Annotated in this window: 13 protein-coding genes; all 13 read right to left on the reverse strand. The window is 62.6% G+C overall.

The features are described from left to right. Window positions 1-64: 64 nt before the first annotated feature. A complete protein-coding gene (locus BFN10_RS11515; RefSeq protein ID WP_071489803.1) occupies window positions 65-607 on the reverse strand; it encodes a hypothetical protein in 543 nt (180 codons plus the stop codon). A gap of 26 nt (window positions 608-633) precedes the next feature. Beyond that, on the reverse strand, window positions 634-960 hold the full coding sequence (locus BFN10_RS11520) for a hypothetical protein (protein WP_071489804.1): 327 nt from the start codon (window positions 958-960) through the stop codon (window positions 634-636). Between the two features lie 24 nt (window positions 961-984). Further along, on the reverse strand, window positions 985-1,290 hold the full coding sequence (locus BFN10_RS11525) for a hypothetical protein (protein WP_071489805.1): 306 nt from the start codon (window positions 1,288-1,290) through the stop codon (window positions 985-987). Between the two features lie 11 nt (window positions 1,291-1,301). Further along, window positions 1,302-9,080, reverse strand: coding sequence for a hemagglutinin repeat-containing protein (locus tag BFN10_RS11530; protein WP_071489806.1), 7,779 nt, complete (start codon window positions 9,078-9,080; stop codon window positions 1,302-1,304). 24 nt (window positions 9,081-9,104) lie between these two features. Further along, on the reverse strand, window positions 9,105-9,626 hold the full coding sequence (locus tag BFN10_RS11535; RefSeq protein WP_071489807.1) for a toxin-activating lysine-acyltransferase: 522 nt from the start codon (window positions 9,624-9,626) through the stop codon (window positions 9,105-9,107). Window positions 9,627-9,637: 11 nt separating this feature from the next. Continuing rightward, window positions 9,638-11,383, reverse strand: a complete 1,746-nt coding sequence (locus tag BFN10_RS11540; RefSeq protein WP_231999520.1) for a ShlB/FhaC/HecB family hemolysin secretion/activation protein — start codon at window positions 11,381-11,383, stop codon at window positions 9,638-9,640. A 254-nt stretch (window positions 11,384-11,637) separates the two neighbouring features. Continuing rightward, complete coding sequence (locus tag BFN10_RS11545) at window positions 11,638-12,030, reverse strand: DUF2802 domain-containing protein (RefSeq protein WP_071489809.1); 393 nt, start codon at window positions 12,028-12,030, stop codon at window positions 11,638-11,640. Then, window positions 12,031-12,513, reverse strand: a complete 483-nt coding sequence (locus BFN10_RS11550; protein ID WP_010564003.1) for a chemotaxis protein CheW — start codon at window positions 12,511-12,513, stop codon at window positions 12,031-12,033. A gap of 53 nt (window positions 12,514-12,566) precedes the next feature. Further along, the gene (locus BFN10_RS11555) at window positions 12,567-13,343 is read right to left on the reverse strand and encodes a CheW domain-containing protein (RefSeq protein WP_071489810.1); all 777 of its coding nucleotides are present in this window, start codon (window positions 13,341-13,343) and stop codon (window positions 12,567-12,569) included. Continuing rightward, complete coding sequence (locus BFN10_RS11560; protein ID WP_016976611.1) at window positions 13,343-14,131, reverse strand: ParA family protein; 789 nt, start codon at window positions 14,129-14,131, stop codon at window positions 13,343-13,345. Before BFN10_RS11560 ends, BFN10_RS11555 begins: the two co-directional genes overlap by 1 nt. 51 nt (window positions 14,132-14,182) lie before the next feature. Continuing rightward, window positions 14,183-15,070: a flagellar motor protein MotD gene (motD, locus tag BFN10_RS11565; RefSeq protein ID WP_071489811.1), complete on the reverse strand. Its 888-nt coding sequence runs from the start codon at window positions 15,068-15,070 to the stop codon at window positions 14,183-14,185. Window positions 15,071-15,266: 196 nt separating this feature from the next. Beyond that, window positions 15,267-16,007 (reverse strand): flagellar motor protein, encoded by a 741-nt coding sequence (locus tag BFN10_RS11575; RefSeq protein ID WP_033900785.1) that lies wholly within the window; start codon window positions 16,005-16,007, stop codon window positions 15,267-15,269. Then, on the reverse strand, window positions 16,007-17,137 hold the full coding sequence (locus BFN10_RS11580) for a protein-glutamate methylesterase/protein-glutamine glutaminase (protein ID WP_071489813.1): 1,131 nt from the start codon (window positions 17,135-17,137) through the stop codon (window positions 16,007-16,009). Before BFN10_RS11580 ends, BFN10_RS11575 begins: the two co-directional genes overlap by 1 nt. Window positions 17,138-17,170: the final 33 nt, after the last annotated feature.

The raw sequence follows: 17,170 nt of genomic DNA on the forward strand, positions 1-17,170 counted from the left end.
ATGAAGGATGTGGACCTTTGGCAGCCGAAAAAAAGCCATGGGTAACGTAAATTAATTGGCCGCCCTAGAAATTGTCCATCGCGTTGCACATCGAGACTTTGCCCACCGGCGTCGGCTCGATCCGCACCCATTGCCTGCCGTCCGCCGGCAACTCGTCGAGCAGGAACGAACAATCCGCCGACATCGATGCCTGCACCATGTAGTCGCGCCCGGGCTTGGGCACAAAAGTCATGGTCTTGGCGCACTGGCGGGAGTATTGCAACCGCCCCAGGTAATGGAACGCGATTGGTTTACCCGCCGGCACCACCAATTCGGACGTAACCGCCCCGGCCCACGAGTAGATCGGCCCGGGCATGCCGAGATTTTCGCCGTTGTGATCGGGGAAACCGGCTTTCACCGAGGCCATCACCCCGGCGCCCGGCACGTTCCAGTCCAGGCAGTCACGCCCCGGCACCGCGCGTACCAGGCCGTCGGTGACGACACGCACCCGGGCGGTCTCACCGCTTTGCGGCGGCACGTAGCCGGTGGACAGCGAACGGATGTTCGCCACCTGGCCGCAACCGCCCAGGGCCAGCAACACAACAGGTATCACCATTAACCTTTTCATCAGCCATCCTTTCGCATCGGGGGTGTTTACGGCTGGCGGCAATTCTGCTTGACCGACAGGTGCGGCGCCGGCTCGTAGCTCACGCGCTGCAAGCCATCAGCGTCCTGGAACAGGAAGTACTTGACGCGGCAGTCCTTGAACATCGCCGAATAACCCTCGGCGCGAAAGCCCTGGCCATCGACCTGCTTGGTCACAGTGTTGTTGCGGCTGACCACGGCGAGCACCTGCTGGTAGCTGTCGCCCATATTCACCCCAGGCTCGCCAGTGACGGCGGCCGACGAGGCGCAACCGCCCAGGGTGGTTGCCGCCAGCACCAATGCGGCGCCGTACAGTCCTTTGCGTAGATCGATCATTCCTTGGTTCCTTTTAGTGATGGATTAGCGGCGGCCTTCGCACACCGGCGATTCGCCGATGCGGCCTTCCTTGCACAGGTCCAGATTGTCCTTGCGGGTAAAACCTGCATCCTTCATGCAGTAGAAGCGCGTCAGCACCACATCAATTGGCGACTTGTCTCCCACACCATCAAGGTTGGTGTACCCGCAAGCACGCATTGCTTCGTCGACGCCCTGCTGGGAGACCCCCTTCTTTTTCCATTGGGTGTAGGACCCAGGCGGAGGCTGGAAGGGCGTACACGCGCCGAGTGCCAAAAGGCACAGACTCAACATAACGGTAATCTTGAACATATTCGGATTCCTCATGATTGCGGGACCTTGACGAACTCTGGCTTGCCCGTGGGGGAGTGGCTCCAGTATTTGCGGCACGCTTCTCCGCCATTGGCGTAGCAGTTATGCACGGTGTTCTCAGCACCAAATACCTTTAACCACTCCCACAAGCGATTACTGCCATCGGGAATGTTGCCGCCAGTCCCCGGGTTGAACCCTACGCCCGGTGTGCGGGCAACGGGGTCGAAGTCATGGTTCTGATACTGCAAGATCAACCCGTCGCGCTGTTCCGCCGAGGTGATTTTTGTACGGTCCTGCAATATCCCCAATAGCGTATCGGCCTTATTCACCCCATACGCCGCCCCGAAGAAGTTCATCGATGTATCACCCAACAGCCCAACGTTCGCTTGATCACGTACCAACGACTCCATGGCATTGCCCGTGGTCATGGTGCCACGGCTATGCCCGTCGATATGCAACCCGCTCTGACCGAACTGGACCATGTATTCCTTGGTCTGCACCGTCGCGTTGGACAGGCCCCAGAAATCGTTTTCCAGGTTCTTCTGATACGCCGCGATCATCAACTCCGACGTGAAGTTGTTGGCCTTCTCGAAATGGATCAGATACTGCGGCCCAGTGTCGGCCGAACTGTGTTGCTCGGCATATTTGGCGGCACCGTCGGCGTCGTTGAAAATGCCGTTGTTGGCGATATGTACCTTGCCGTCCGGGCCAGGCTTGAGGTGCTGCTTTTCTTCGTCGCTCAACTCGCGGTACTGAACCTTCTTGCCATCGAGCAGCAGTGCCTTGCCATTCTCGTCCTTCAAGACCTCATACACCCGCGCCTTCTCGATAAAGATCTTGCGATACGCCTCATCCGCCAGCAGCGACACCTGGTTGTAGAACTCACGCTTGATCTCCTGCTCTGCCTCGACCTTGCGCCCCATCTCCGCCACGTCCAGGCGCTCCACGGCAGCATGGGCAGCCTCGGTATTGCGGTTGAGGTTGGCAATCGTCTGGTCGACGCTCATGCCCGCCACCACGCGCTGGCGCTCGGCATTGGTGATGACCAGGGTGCCAGCGCTGATCGCGCTGCGGGTGTCGCTGGAGTCGGAATCGGAGTCCGAGCCGTTGGCGAGGCTGTTGGCGAGCAGCGCCTTGGCCGTGCCGAGCTTGCCGTCGAGCATGTCCGAATTGAGTTCCACCCCGGAAGTCTTGACGCTGGCTTCGGACACGTTATGGATGTCGGCCACGGTCAATGTGCCGGTGGTCAGGTTGTTCTTGCCGTCGGTAATGGCCTTGTCGGAACTGGCGATCACGCCGCCCTTGAGGTCGGTGTTGCCACGCACGTTGAGGTCGAATCCACCGTCGCCGGCGCGGATGCCCGATTGCTCGATGACGCTGGCGAAGTTGGACTTCTGCTGGGTATTGCTGGAGCTGAAGCTGGCCGTCGCCGCACCCGCGCACACCGGCGGGATGCAGATGCTGATGCCGGCACTCATGCTCTTCTGTTTGGAGGCAAATGTGCTGGTGTCTTGCAGGCTCTCGATGTTCAGGTCGCCGCCGACATCGGCCTTGACCTTGTCGGCCGAGACCACCGCTCCGCGCAGGGTGGTGTCCTTGCCGGAGATCAGGCTGGCCTGGTTGCCTGCTGTCACGTGGGTGTTGCTCCACACCAGGTCGTTGCCATCGGCATTGCCGCGGCTCTGGGAGGCTGAAGCGTTGAAACTCAGGCCGTTTTTCTCGCTGCCGAAAGAGATACCAATCCCCAGGCTGCCGTTCACGCTCTTATTGGTGCTGTGCTGCTCGATGGTGTTCTGCGCACCCGCCAACAGGATATTGCCGTCGGCCTTGAGCAACGCATCGTTGCCGGCAGTGATCTGGCTGCCCTGCACGGTCAGGTCGTTGTTGCGCTTGCCGCCGGTAGCCACAATCGACACATCGTGCCCCGCCGCCACCGTCGAGCCGGCCGCTGTGTTGGAAGTCTGCTCGCTTTTGTTCTCGCTCTTGTTCATGCCCAGGGCGATGCTCAAGTTGATCCCGCCCGCCGCTGCCGGGTCGGCCATCACCTGGGTATGCGCTTCGCTGGCGGCCCACGCGGTGTTCAGCGCGGCGAGGGTTTTCATGCGCTTGTCGTCGGTGCGCTCGGCGGCCTTGTTCATGCGCTGGCCGGTTTGCACCGCGTTCACGACCGGGTTGGTCAGGGTCAGGCTCACGCCGGTCTGCTTGAAGCGCTGCTCCTGCTGCTGCGCGGCGAGGTTGCGCGCTTCGAGGATATTGACCTCGGATGCGTCAATCGACACATCACCCTTGGGCGCACTCACATTGCTGCCAACCTGGCGGTATTCGCCGCCCGCGCTGATCAGCACATTGCCGTCGGTGGACCCGACGCTGCTGGCGGCGGCCGTGGTCTGCTGGCTGCTGTCCTTGTTGGTCTGCTGCTGCGAGCCGATGGTGACGGCAATCGCGCCGCCGCTGAACATGCCGCTGGTCTTCACGTCCTTGGTGTGTTTCTCGTCGAGCGTCTCGGTACCCGCCAATACCTTGATGTCATTGCCCGCCACCAGCGCCGTGCCCGAGGTCGAGACCACGTTGCTGCCGGTGAGGGTGATGTTGTTGCCCGCCTGCACCACCGCTTGCTCGCCGCTGAAGGTCGAGCCTTGCGCGGTGGTCTGGGCGACCGTATCGCGGGTGGTGGTGGTCTTGCTGGAGAACAGGCCGTTGCTGCCCTTGACCTTGTGCGCCTCGTCCGCACTGTTGAAGCGCTCGCCGGCCTCGACGTTGATGTCGCGCACCGCGCTGACCGACACCGCGCCCGCGTCACTGTTGACCAGCGCACCGCGTGCCTGCACGTCACGCCCGGCGCCCAGGCGGATATCGCCGTTGGCCTGCACCGAACTGCCGACCTCATTGCGCCCGGCTTCCTTGCGCCAGTTGTCGCCGTCCCATTGGTTGGCCTGGGTGTAGGACTCTTTCACGGTGCTCAAGGTGACGTCGTTGCCCGCCACCAGCGCGGTCTTGCCGCCCACGCCGGTGTTGCTGACCTGAGCCGCTTGCAGGTTGATGTCATTGCCCGCCGTGGCAATCAGGTTCGCCGCCGGGGCCGACACGTACAGCCCGGCCACCCGCGACAACGCGGTGCGGGTGCCCTGCTCGCTGGCGCTGTCGGTGGTGATCGAGCGCACGTTGATGTCATTGCCGGCGCTCAACGCCAGGCGACTGTTGGCGCTGATCAGGCCGCCGATGTTGTTCAGGTCCTGGCTGGCATTGAGCGACACATCGTTGCCCTGGATGCGGCCGCCGAGATTGTTGAGGTTCTGCACGCTGATGGTCACACCGTCGCGCCCGGCCAGGCTGCCCGAGTTGACCAGGTCACCGCGCACATCCAGATTCAAGGTGCGCCCGGCCATCAACGCGCCCGAGCCGTCCACATCGCCTTCGCGAACCCGCACATACACTTGCGGCACCAGCACCTGGCGCACTTCGCCGCTGGCCAGGGTGACGTCCCTGGACACCAGCCACACGATGTCGCTGGTCAACTGCGCCATTTGCCCGGCGGTCAGCGCCACGCCCGGGATCAGTTTCCACTGCTCGGCCAGGGTGACGGCGTTGTCGATCATGCCGCGATATTGCGCTTCGTCGCTGGCGTAACCATCGACAAACCGGCGCCCGGTGAGTTGCGCGACTTGTTCGCGGATCAGCTTCTGCTCGTAGAAGCCGTCGCCCAAACGTTGCTGGGTGGCGGCCGGATCAAGGTTCAGGCGGTCGAGCATATAGTCCGACGACAACCACCGACCGTAATTGGTAAAACGCGGATCCGTCTCCACCAGATAGCCAGCCGTACTGTTGGGGTTGGTGCGGAACAGACTGCTGTCCGGCAGGTCGGGGTTGAACCCGCCGGTACGGATCTGCTCCACCGCGCCTGCACCGTTCTGTTGGGTCAATGCCTGCACCTGGCTGATCGGGCTGACGGTGTGGGTTCTGCCCGCACCGGCAAGCTCACCGGTACCGCGGGTGGTATCGCCGACGTTGGCCATTACCCGCGCACCCACCTGCGTGCCGCTGCCATTGATGGTCGCGTATTCGGTAAATACCGTCGGTTTGAGGGCGATCTGCTCGATCAAGGGCGCAGGCTTATAAGCCGTGACGCTGGTCCCCTGGCGATCACGCCCCTTGCGTTGGATGCGATAGAAGTTGGCCAGGGTGCCACTGTCGGTGGTGATCCGTTCGCCGGTCACTTCGGTGTTGTCCACGCGGCCCACACTGGCCGTCAGGGCCTGGCCGGCGATGATCCGGCTTTTGTCGTTGAGCAGGTGGTCGGCAGTCAGGTTGATGGCGCCACCCGCGAGCATTTGCCCAGGGTCGGAACTGACGATCCGGGTCTCGGTCACCGCGCGGTCGTAGTTATAGAAGTTCCAACGATCCTTGCGCCCCTCCGGGGTCACCAGGTACTGCACCTCATCCTTGTAGGTCGAGATCTGCGAAGGCGTATAGCGGTTGGTCGAGCCCGACAGTTGGTATTCCTGCAGTGCCTCATTGGAGACGAGTACCCGCTCGGTGGCGAAATGTTCATTGGTGTTGCTGATGAGCCGGGCATTGGCACTCAGGCTGCCCAGCGCTTCAATCGTGGCGCTGGCATTGCTCAGCGCCTGGGCCTGGCCGGTGGCGTGGTCATCGACATCCAGTGTGCTACCGATCACCAGGTCGCCGGCACTGAAGATCAAGCCGTGCTCACGGTTATCGAGAGTCTGGCTGGCGATATCCAGGCGGTTGCGTGCGGCGATGGTGGCTGCCGTCGAACCTTCCACGCTGTTCGTGACGTTGGTGGCGGCAATCGACAAGTGATCACCGTATATACGCCCCGTGCCGAGGTTGTTCAGGTTCGCGGCGCTCAGGCGCGTGGCCTCGCCGTCGATCAGGCCGCGGTTGTCGAGTTGATTGAGCGCATTGACCCGGACCCGGCGGGCACTGATCGAACCGCTGGCGGTGTTGTCGAGTGCGCTGGCGTTGAGCCGCAACCCATCGCCCGCCTGGAAACTACCCTGGTTGGTCAAAAGCCCAGCCGTTTCTACAGACAGGTTGCCATTGGCCTGGAACAGGCCGGTGTTGACGAAATCATGGCTCAGCTTGAACGCCAGGTCTCTCAGGCTCAGGGCTTTACCGCTGCCACTGTAGCTGGCGCTGTCGACCTGCAGCGACTGGCCCGCAATCAGCGTGCCCGTGCCGTTATTCAAGGCCTGGCGCTTCTGCGCAAGGTCGCGGTCAGTCACGCTCAGCACGCTGCCGGCCGAGATAATGCCCTGGTCGTTATCCAGCGCACCGCTGCCCGTGATGCTCAACGCAGCATCGGCAACCAGCGAGCCGCCACGGTTATCGAGGGTATCGACGTTCATCTCGACGCCCAGGCCCTTGATGCCCTGGTTGGCCCCCTGGGTCGAACGGTTATCCGCACTGGCGGCAGTCAGCAACAGATGACCATCGGCACGCAACAGACCCGACTGGTTGCTCACCTGTCCGGCGTCAACAGCCAGACTGCCAGCGCTGCCGATAAACCCTTGATCATTGATCAACTGGCCGGTACGCACCGTGACGTCACGCTGCCCAAGAATGCCGCCGGTGCTACCGGAATTGCGGTTGCTGAGTTGCTGGCCATGGGTATCCACCCACAGGTTCGACTTGGCTTGCACGATGCCGCCGTCGTTGTTCAGTACACCACTATCGAGTGTCAGCGTATCGCTGGCGTCAAGGGTGCCCTGGGCGTTGTCCAGTCGCTGGCCTTGCGTATCCAGCAGCAGTTGGGCCCCCGTGATGACGCCGCCTGTGTTGTTCAAACCTTGTGCGTTGAGGGTCAAGGCTTTGGCGGCCTCAAGGCGGCCGCCACGGTTATCGAGCACGGCAGCATCGCTGTCGAGGATCAGGTCGCCCGCCACCGAGCCCAGGGTGCCGCCCTGGTTCAACAGGCTGTTGGCCCTGACTGTCAGGGTTTGGACGGCGGCGACGGTGCCCTTGGCGTTGTTCAATTGTGCGGCGTTGATATCCAGCACACCGCCCGCCGTGACCTGCCCGCGCTGGTTATCGAGGTTGCCGCCGTTGAGGGATAGATTCGCGGCGGTCACCAGCTTGCCGTTGCTGTTATCCAGCGCATCCTGTGCCGTTATGTACAGGTCACCGCCATCACCGGACTGCACCAGGCCATCCGCGTTGCCCAGGGTCTTGGCGCTCACATCAAGGCGACCACCGCTGGACAGGATGCCGCCATGGTTGTCCAGATTGCGCGCGAGGGTCACCCGCATGCCCGCCTTGCCGGTCTGCACCCACTTACCGGCGACGTTGGACATATCCATGGCGACGATGCCGATTTGCGCCGCGCCCACCTGTGCAGCATCGCTGAACAAGGTTTGACTGACATTGGCCGTCAGCGATTGAGCGGCGGTGACGTGGCTGCGGCGCAGGTCCAGATGGCCAGCGGTGCTGTTCAGTTCGACCGTGCCAGCCGATGTCTGGCTGTCACTCAGGTCGACCTGGGCGGCAGTGGCCTTCATGGTTTGCGCCGCCAGGTTCTGGCCCTTGGCCGTGAGGGTGCCGGCCGCCGTCAGGGTCAGCGAACCGCTGCTGCCCAATTTACCCGTGCTGTCTACACCTGCGGCAAGTGCAGAGCCGGCATCGCTGCGAATCGCCGAATTCGCTCCTTTGGCGCTCAGGCGGGTATCGCCCTGGGCAGACACGATGCCCTTGTTGTCGATATTGCCCGCCGTCTCCAAGGCCAGGTTACCCTGGGCGAACAGCGTGCCGTTGTTATCGATGCCTTTGTCGGCCTGAGCGGTCAGGTGCGTGGCGCTGCTGATCTGGCCCTGGTTCTCGATACGCCCATCGCTGCCGATGACCACTTCACCGGCACTGGAACCAATCTGCCCGGCATTGCGTACACCGACACCAGCGCCGGTGCCTACCAGGGTGATCTTGCCGGCGTACATGCCCCCCAACTGTGCCACGTCGATGGCCACGGCGGGGGCGTCGGCCGGGTTCTGGCCTGCTGCGCCGGTCTTGATAGTCAAGTCTTTGGACCAGATGCCCGCGTTCACTTCGACCGTGCGCGCGATGATCTCGGTGTAGTCGGCGCGAGTGGCGTCAAGGCCCGCGCCGCCGATGCTGACCTTGCCCCCAGAGACTTGATAGCCGGTAATCAAACCGTTCTCGAACTGCGCCCGCCCGGTAGTCAGCGTCGCGCGGTCAGCGTTGATAAAACCGCAGCCATCGCAGGCGATTCCGGAGGGGTTGGCAATCACTACCTGGGCCTTGGAACCCGCCACTTCGACAAAACCGCGCAACTGGCTGGGGTTGCTCGAATTGACCTCGTTGAGAATCACCCGTGCGCTGCCGTTGGCCAGCGCGCGGTTGCCTTCGACCCAGCCGCCCAGTTGGGTCTGGCTGTTGGTGACGGCGTTATTGAGGATCACGCCGCGCTTGTCGACGTCGAACTGCTGGTAAGTGTTGCGCGATACGCCTGCCCCGCTTGGCGTGGTGATGTTGACCACAGGCGCCCCGTTGCCCGCCGCGCCGATGCTCGGGCGTTGGCCTGCGGGGGCCGAACCGTCAGCCACAACCTGGGCCTGGGCCGGCATGACCAGCGCAACCCAGCCCATGCCCACCATCAGCGCAAAGCGCAAGGGCGTGAGTGTGGCCACGGCACCGCCGGCCCGGCCAACGCTACCCGTGGTGCCGGGTGCCTTGCTGGCACTCTTGACGTTTTCCGCCACGACCATCAACAGGCCGCGAGCCTTGTTAAACACAATTCGATATAGCTGCTTATTCATGCAAATCCCTTGCGCGGTGGCTGATCAGAGCGCGTGAAGAGGTAACGGGTGGCTGGCAAACCAGGCTTGCGCCTCCAGGTCGAGCACGGCGATGCCCTGGAAATCGATGACGCGCAAACCGCGTTCTTCGCCCTTGTGGTACAGCGCACGGAAGATCCTTCCAGGCCACAGGCGACGGCGCAGCAAACTGCTGACGCGCCGGGTGTGACCAAACGGCGCGACCCAGTCGTTGATCCACAGGCGGTCGCCACTGTCCCAGTCCGCCGCCGGCAGGCACACCGCAGGTTCGCGCAGATAGCGCGCCTCGGCCTCGGCACTGAGGTTCAACCACGACATGAAAAACACCGGCTGCCCGGCTTCACTGATCAAGATGAACTGGCGCCGCTTGATCGCCGGCAACAACAAGGTCGACAGGCTGTGCAACGGCGCATCGCGATGGGCCGCCGAGTGCATCCACAGCCACACCGCCGAGCCCAGCACCTGGGCTTCGTCGATGGCGCTGTCGGCGCGCTCGGGAGCAAGCACCTCCAAGGTGTCGTGATGCATGCTGGGCTCCTTCAAAACGACCAGTTGGCGCTGAAGCCACTGGTCACGTCGGCGGTCTGGAAGCCCTTGGGTTTTTCCAGGGGTTTGCCGGTGTAAATGTCATAGGAAAATTGTTTGTAGCCCCCGCGCAGGCCCACCACCGCACCAGCCAGGCGCCGGCCCGAAAGGTACTGGGTGGAATGCCCGCCGACTTCGCCGTAATCCACGCCCAGGTACAGTTCCTGGCCGGTGTTGGCCAGGCTCAGGCCCAGGTCGTTGCTGAACGTCCAGCCGCGTTCGGCCGACAGGATCTGCTCGCCGTCGAAGCCGCGCACGGTGTAGCGCCCGCCAATTGAAAAGCGGTCCTGGGGGATCAACGGTGTACGGTTCCACTGCCCGCGCCAGCCAGCGACGTAACGCAGACGTTGATCCGACAGGGTGAACGGCACCTGCAATTGCGCGTTGGCGGTGATGATCTGCGAACGCGAGGTGCCTTCGCCGTTTTCCTCTTCAGGCGCACGCAGCGCATCACGGGCACCGGTGCCACGGCGATAACCGACACCGAGGTCGAGGGTGTTGGCGCCGATGAATTCACGGTGATTGATCCCGGCCTGCCAACCGGCCATGCGGCGACGTTGCAGTTCGATTTCGGTGTCTTCGATGTAGTTGCTGGACGTACGACTCCAGCCACCAACCGACACAGTGGTCTTGCGCACCGCGTCGCGGTAGATCACCCGTGACAGCTGCACCTCGTTGGTCCGGCTGCGGCCACTGTAGGAATAGGCCTGGTTCACCCCGGCAATCGTCTGGTGGTAGTCATACTCGCTGGACGTCAGGCTCAGTTGCCAATAGTCGTAGGGCACCGAGTAGTGCACGGTGTGGCCTTTCGAACCACGGTCACCGCTCTGACCGCCGCCCAGGTCGTGGTTGAAACTGATGTAGAACAGGTCATTGAGGGTCGCCAGGTTATCCAGCGACAGAGCGACGTTGCCCTGATACTTACCGGTCTGCTTGCTGCCGGAGTCATCCACCGACAGGCTTACGCGTACTGGAATCGCCTGCTTCCAGGCAATCACGACATCACTCTCCCCCGGCTGTGCATCCGCGCCCTCGGCTGGCGTGATCTGCACATCGGCTTCGGCGGTGGGCACGCGTTTGAAGTTTTCCAGCGCCTGTTCGATGTCGCGCAGGTTGAGCACATCGCCAGGCGACGCGGGCATGGCGTTCCAATAGTTGGCGCGCGTGGAGGTGCCCGGTGCAAAACGGATGTGCTTGATGCGTCCGGGCACCAGCACCAGCGCCAGCGTGCCCTGGTTCAAGTCCTGGGGCTGGGCGAGGACGCGAGTGGTGATGAAGCCCTTGGCGATGATCGCGTTCTGGATGCGCTTCATCGTCAGGTTGATCCCGGCGGAGCCGACGCATTGCCCCTGCACCGGATCGTCGCTCGGGTTGGCGGCACGCAAGGCCCACTGGAAATCTTCGGACTGGTCGCCGCCAAGGACCACACGGTCGATCTTGAAGCACGGCGTTTCGTTGCGCGGCAGACGCAGAGTGCCGGAGCTGTCTTGCGGAGTTTCGAGACGGACGTCGGGGGACGGTTCCAACTGCTCGCGCTGGGCACGTTCACGTTGTTGTTGCAGGAGCAATTGCTGGGCAGGCGCTTGAGGCTCAGCGGCCAGTGTCGCTGCACTGGCAAGCAAACCGACAAGGGAGCAGGTGGCGACACAAGACTGCAGCAAAACAGAGGGTTTTGTTCTAGGTAAAGCGTCGAAAGACATTTCGCATCCTTGTGAGTGAAACTTCCTACATGCGCAGGTTGGTCACCACAAAGACATAAAAGTGCCATCAGGGTGTATGGCCCTGTGACACATTTCGCAAAAAAAGACCGCCCTGGACACCTTCATTTTTTTCTTGAAGGCTCTACTTCAAGGCTTTTAGGGTATCTCAGCGAATTTGCCAACAATTCGTTTTTGTACTGTTTTGTTGTAGAAGGGCTCAGCCCCCTGCAAGTTGATGGCGGTACGACCAGACATCAGCTCTTGTGCAGCTTGCTCATCAACTGCGCCTCAGCCTGGGTCAAGCCGCAAGACTGCGTCAATTCATCCACCGTAGCCCCCATGCCCACCAGCTTCGCCGCCTGGGCAAACGAAAGGCTCGAAGGGTCGCGTTGCTCGATCTGCGCCAGCTTGTCCGGCAACGGTGCAAGAATGGCGCGCAATTCGTGCACCTCATCCCCCACCCTCACCGCACTCTGCTGGTAATGATCGACCCGCTTGACCAACTCCAGGATGCGGCGGTCACGCACCGCATCACGCTCGGCCTGTTGCAACAACAGTTCGCGCTGCTGGCTCACATGGCGCAGCAGAAATGCCAACGTCCCGGCCCACAACAGGGCCAGGACGATCACCGCAGCCTCAAGGAACAATCAGATACTCTCCAGTTCCGACCACTCTTCTTCGCTCATCATCTTGTCCAGCTCAACCAGAATCAGCAGTTCGCCGTTCTTGTTGCACACGCCCTGGATGAACTTGGCGGATTCTTCGTTACCCACGTTCGGCGCGGTTTCCACTTCCGATTGGCGCAGGTAGACCACTTCGGCCACGCTGTCGACCATGATCCCGACCACTTGCTTGTCGGCCTCGATGATGACGATACGCGTGTTGTCGTTGACCTCGGTCGGTACCAGGCCGAAACGCTGGCGGGTGTCGATCACCGTCACCACGTTGCCGCGCAGGTTGATGATGCCCAGCACGTAGCTCGGCGCACCCGGTACCGGGGCGATTTCGGTGTAGCGCAGCACTTCCTGCACGCGCATCACGTTAATGCCGTAGGACTCGTTGTCCAGTTTGAAGGTTACCCATTGCAGGATCGGATCATCCAAACCTTGTGCGGACGCTGACTTGTTCATACCCCTGACCCCTTCAAGATTGGCCACGCACCAGCGTGGACCTTATTGTTCAATCAACTGCGTTTAGTAACCGGCATCGTTTTGACGGCACCACTGGCGATCAACTCGGCCAGTTCGGCGACGTCGAGCAACGCGCACATGTGTTCGATCACGGTGCCCGCCAGCCAAGGCCGTTGGCCCCGGTGGCTGCGCCATTTGATTTCGTTCGGGTCCAGGCGCAACGAGCGGCTGACTTGATGCACCGCCAGCCCCCACTCGTAGCCCTGCACCGAGATCACGTATTGCAAGCCCTGGCGGAAGTCGTCGCGGTAGCGATCGGGCATGACCCAGCGCGCGGTATCCAGCACCTTCAGGTTGCCGGCCTGGCTCGGCAGGATGCCGAGGAACCACTCCGGCTGCCCGAACAGCGGCGTCAGTTCCTGACCTTCCAGGGAATAGATCGAGCCCAGGCACACCAGCGGCACCGCCAGCGTCAAGCCGGCGACGTCGAACAACAGGCATTCGAACGGCTCGGCGGCCCAGCTCGGGCGATCATCACCGGTGACCGGCGGCGGTGTGATGCTCGGCGGCAGGTGCACTTCCACCACCGGCTCGACCACTGCCGGGATCGCCACGGCCGGCATAATCGGCACCACGACCTGCGCATCCCGGGCTTGTTCTTCCAACACCGCCAACTGGAATTCATCCAGCACGGCTTCTGGCTCGACAGCAGGCTCCAGTACCAGGATCGGTTCCGGCATGGCTTCCTCGGTCGCGTCCTGCAGCAGGGCATCCAGGTAGGATTCCAGTGCCAGTTGCGGCCGGGTCTTGAGTTCGACGGGACGGTTCATCACGCCACCTGCGCCACAAGCTGCTGGGACAGCAGGTGTTTGAGCAACGCGCGGTAGGCCAGTACGCCACGGCTTTTCGGGTCGAACTGCGACGGCGCCAGGCCGGCGCGGCTGGCGTCACGCAGGCGCGTGTCCACCGGGATATAGCCGTTCCAGATGGTGTCAGGGTAGGCATCGCGCAATACGCGCAGGGTGCCGAGGGACGCCTGGGTGCGGCGGTCGAACAGGGTCGGCACGATACTGAACGGCAGCGCCTGTTTGCGCGAGCGGTTGATCATCGCCAGGGTGCTGACCATGCGCTCCAGGCCTTTGACGGCCAAATGCTCGGTCTGCACCGGGATCACCAGTTGCTGGCTGGCCGCCAGGGCGTTGACCATCAGCACGCCGAGCAACGGCGGGCTGTCGATGATCGCGTAGTCGAAGTCCTGCCACAGTTGCGCCAGGGTCTTGGCGATCACCAGGCCCAGGCCGCTCTGCCCCGGCGACTGGCGCTCCAGGGTGGCCAGCGCGGTGCTGGACGGCAGCAGCGAAATGCTTTCGTTACTGGTGGGCAACAACAGTTGCCCGGGCAGATCGGCCGGCACACTGCCCTTGTGCAGGAACAGGTCGTAGTTGCTGTGTTCCAGCGCATCCGGGTCGTAGCCGAAATAGCTGGTCATGGAGCCGTGAGGGTCCAGGTCCACCACGACCACACGCTTGCCCGCCTCGGCCAGCAAGCCGGCTAAGGCGATGGAGGTGGTGGTCTTGCCGACTCCACCTTTTTGATTGGCAACTGCCCAGACTCTCATTCGGTTGGTTCCTCCCGGCAGGCACAGGCGCGACCGAGACATTGCATGGGGTTATTGAGCCAGCGACGGAGAATTGACGGCACTCTGTCGAACCGGCGGTTTTACCGGGGCCGGTGCAGTTTGTGTGCCAGCCCGCTTCAAGGCCGCATCCGGTGTTGCATTGGCGGTGCCGGTGCCGGTCAGGCTGCGGCGCACATCCAGGTTGCGCGAGACCACCAGCACCACCCGACGGTTACGCGCGCGGCCTTGCGCCGTGGCGTTGTTGGCCACCGGTTGGAACTCACCGTAGCCCACCGACGCCAGGCGTCCAGGGTTGACGCCCTGCATCGCCAGCATCCTGACGATGCTCGCCGCTCGTGCCGACGACAGCTCCCAGTTGGTCGGGTACTGCGCGGTGCTGATCGGAACGTTGTCAGTGAAGCCTTCGACGTGGATCGGGTTCTCGAACGGTTTGAGGATCGCCGCCACTTTGTCGATGATGGTGAATGCCTGGTCGCTGGGCATCGCATCGGCGCTGGCGAACAGCAGGCTGGAGTTCAACTCGATCTCCACCCACAACTCGTTGCCGCGCACCGTCATCTGGTTGGAGCTGATCAAGTCGCCAAACGCGGCACTGATGTCGTCGGCGATGCTTTTCAGCGGGTCGCTGGTGCCGCCCACGCCGGCGGCGGTTTCATCGCTGTCGTTGACCAGCGGCTTGGCCGGGGTCACGGTCTTGGGCCGTTCTTCACCAATAGGGATCGGCTTGAGCGCACGGTCGGCATCGTTGAACACGCCGATCAGCGCCTGGGAAATGACTTTGTACTTGCCTTCGTTGATCGACGAGATGGAGTACATCACCACGAAAAACGCGAACAGCAGGGTGATGAAGTCCGCATAGGACACCAGCCACCGCTCGTGGTTGACGTGTTCTTCAGGCTCGCGACGGCGACGGCTCACAGGCAATTACCTCCCTGCACACAGTACTCACTGCCAACCGGTTCATTGTGGCGAGCGAGCTTGCTCGCGTTGGGCTGCGGAGCAGCCCCAAAACCCGGCACCGCAATCTTTCTGAAAAAACACGGTGCCTGGATCAGGGCCGCTTCGCGCCCCAACGCGAGCAAGCTCGCTCGCCACAAGTAGATACTCATGGTCATCAATCCATGAAGCCCTGGAGCTTCAATTCGATGGAACGCGGGTTCTCGCCCTCGGCGATCGACAGGATGCCTTCGAGCAGCATCTCGCGATAACGCGACTGGCGCATGGCAATCGACTTGAGTTTGCTGGCCACCGGTAACAGCACCAGGTTGGCACTGGCCACGCCGTAGATGGTGGCGACAAACGCCACGGCAATGCCGCTGCCCAGTTGCGAGGGGTCGGCCAGGTTGCCCATCACGTGGATCAGGCCCATCACCGCACCGATGATGCCGATGGTCGGCGCGTAGCCGCCCATGCTTTCGTAGACTTTGGCGGCGTTGATATCGCGGCTTTCCTGGGTGTAGAAATCCACTTCCAGAATGCTGCGGATCGCTTCCGGCTCGGCACCGTCCACCAGCAATTGCAGGCCTTTGCGCGCGTAGCTGTCGGGCTCGGCATCGGCCACGCCTTCCAGGCCCAGCAGACCTTCCTTGCGCGCGGTGAGGCTCCAGTTGACCACGCGGTCGATGCCACCGGGCAGGTCCACGCGTGGCGGGAAAATGATCCATATCAGAATCTGCATGGCGCGCTTGAACGAGCTCATGGGCGATTGCAACAACGCCGCGCCCACGGTGCCGCCGATCACGATCAGCGCCGCCGGGCCGTTGGCCAGGGCGCCGAGGTGCCCGCCCTCGAGGTAGTTGCCGCCGATGATCGCGACAAACGCCATGATGATGCCGATCAGGCTCAGTACATCCATCAGAGGCAGGCCTCCACCAGATGCTTGCCGATGTCGTCCAGGCTGTAGACGGCGTCGGCCAGGTCCGCCTTGACGATGGCCATGGGCATGCCATAGATCACGCAGCTGGCTTCGTCCTGGGCCCAGATGGCACTGCCGCCTTGCTTGAGCAGGCGCGCACCTTCACGGCCGTCGGCGCCCATGCCGGTGAGCACCACCGCCAGAACTTTGTCACCGTAGGACTTGGCTGCCGAACCGAAGGTGATGTCCACGCATGGCTTGTAATTCAGACGTTCGTCGCCCGGCAGGATTTTGATCGCGCCACGGCCGTCGACCATCATCTGCTTGCCACCGGGGGCCAGCAGCGCCAGGCCAGGGCGCAGGATGTCGCCATCCTCGGCTTCCTTGACGCTGATGCGGCACAGCTTGTCCAGGCGCTCGGCGAACGCCTTGGTGAACGCCGCCGGCATGTGCTGGATCAATACGATCGGCGCCGGGAAGTTGGCCGGCAATTGGGTCAATACGCGTTGCAGCGCAACCGGGCCGCCGGTGGAGGTGCCGATGGCGACCAGCTTGTAGGCCTTGCGCTTGGGTGCGGGCGAATGCGAAGACGCAGGCGCCGCCGTGCGAGCGGGTGCCACCGCAGGCCGTGCCACCGGCGCAGGCGCAGGGCGCGCAAACGACGATGTCGGTGCCGCTGGAGCCGGTGCTGGCGCAGCGGTTGGCGCAGGCGCGCTGAACAGGCTGCGACGGTTACTGCGCGAAATGCTGTGCACTTTCTCGCAGAGCATCTGCTTGACCTTCTCGGGGTTGCGCGAGATGTCTTCGAAATTCTTCGGCAGGAAGTCCACCGCGCCGGCGTCCAGCGCATCCAGGGTGACCCGGGCGCCTTCGTGCGTCAGCGAGGAAAACATCAGGACCGGGGTCGGGCAGCGTTGCATGATGTGCCGGACTGCCGTGATGCCATCCATCATCGGCATCTCGTAGTCCATGGTGATCACGTCCGGTTTCAACGCAATGGCTTGATCAATCGCCTCTTTGCCGTTGGTGGCCGTGCCGACCACCTGGATCGTTGGATCGGCGGAAAGAATTTCCGAGACGCGGCGGCGGAAGAAACCCGAATCGTCCACCACCAGGACCTTGACTGCCATAAACACTCCGTTAGGCGGGGCGGGCACTACCGC

This window comes from Pseudomonas extremorientalis, from assembly GCF_001870465.1.
GTDB classification, from domain to species: domain Bacteria; phylum Pseudomonadota; class Gammaproteobacteria; order Pseudomonadales; family Pseudomonadaceae; genus Aquipseudomonas; species Aquipseudomonas extremorientalis.

Excerpts from the sequence above, each read along its gene's own strand:
- BFN10_RS11560 (WP_016976611.1), bottom strand. The coding sequence starts at position 14,131 with ATGAGAGTCTGGGCAGTTGCCAATCAAAAAGGTGGAGTCGGCAAGACC.
- BFN10_RS11575 (WP_033900785.1), bottom strand. The coding sequence starts at position 16,007 with ATGGATGTACTGAGCCTGATCGGCATCATCATGGCGTTTGTCGCGATC.
- BFN10_RS11580 (WP_071489813.1), bottom strand. The coding sequence starts at position 17,137 with ATGGCAGTCAAGGTCCTGGTGGTGGACGATTCGGGTTTCTTCCGCCGC.
- BFN10_RS11525 (WP_071489805.1), bottom strand. The coding sequence starts at position 1,290 with ATGTTCAAGATTACCGTTATGTTGAGTCTGTGCCTTTTGGCACTCGGC.
- BFN10_RS11535 (WP_071489807.1), bottom strand. The coding sequence starts at position 9,626 with ATGCATCACGACACCTTGGAGGTGCTTGCTCCCGAGCGCGCCGACAGC.
- BFN10_RS11540 (WP_231999520.1), bottom strand. The coding sequence starts at position 11,383 with ATGTCTTTCGACGCTTTACCTAGAACAAAACCCTCTGTTTTGCTGCAG.
- BFN10_RS11550 (WP_010564003.1), bottom strand. The coding sequence starts at position 12,513 with ATGAACAAGTCAGCGTCCGCACAAGGTTTGGATGATCCGATCCTGCAA.
- BFN10_RS11515 (WP_071489803.1), bottom strand. The coding sequence starts at position 607 with ATGAAAAGGTTAATGGTGATACCTGTTGTGTTGCTGGCCCTGGGCGGT.
- BFN10_RS11530 (WP_071489806.1), bottom strand. The coding sequence starts at position 9,080 with ATGAATAAGCAGCTATATCGAATTGTGTTTAACAAGGCTCGCGGCCTG.
- BFN10_RS11520 (WP_071489804.1), bottom strand. The coding sequence starts at position 960 with ATGATCGATCTACGCAAAGGACTGTACGGCGCCGCATTGGTGCTGGCG.
- BFN10_RS11555 (WP_071489810.1), bottom strand. The coding sequence starts at position 13,343 with ATGAACCGTCCCGTCGAACTCAAGACCCGGCCGCAACTGGCACTGGAA.